The 357-nt window shown below is 65.8% G+C and carries 1 pseudogene; it reads left to right on the top strand.

Annotation, left to right across the window (positions count from 1 at the left end):
* Positions 1-52: 52 nt before the first annotated feature.
* Positions 53-357, top strand: a pseudogene (locus E0702_RS15935) (hypothetical protein); the annotation flags it as partial.

The raw sequence follows: 357 nt of genomic DNA, 5'->3' as shown, positions 1-357 counted from the left end.
GCTGGCCCCTGCCCCTGTCTTGGCGCAAGATCTACGCGGTCATGGTGGACCTGTGCGCGCCCTGGCGACGGACGAGGCAGGTCGGATCTATTCCGGATCCTTCGATACCCGGGCCATTGTCTGGGATGGTTTCACAGCCATGCAGGTCACCCGTCACCACGAAGGGGCGGTCACGGCTGTTGTCCCGCTTGAAGGCGGTCGCTTTGCCTCCGGGGGACAGGATGGCCGTGTCGTTATCTGGGGGGATAGCCCGGAGCCCCTGCAATCCGAGATCTGGCACCCGCTGCCCGTCGGCGCGATGGTCGCCCTAGGCGACGGTCTTGCATCGGCTGGATGGGATGGGCGGATCGCCCTTTG

It is taken from the genome of Halomonas marinisediminis (assembly GCF_004347715.1).
Lineage (GTDB): Bacteria > Pseudomonadota > Gammaproteobacteria > Pseudomonadales > Halomonadaceae > Halomonas > Halomonas icarae.
Note: the sequence above shows the minus strand (reverse complement) of the source record. Positions and strands in the feature narration are given on the sequence as shown.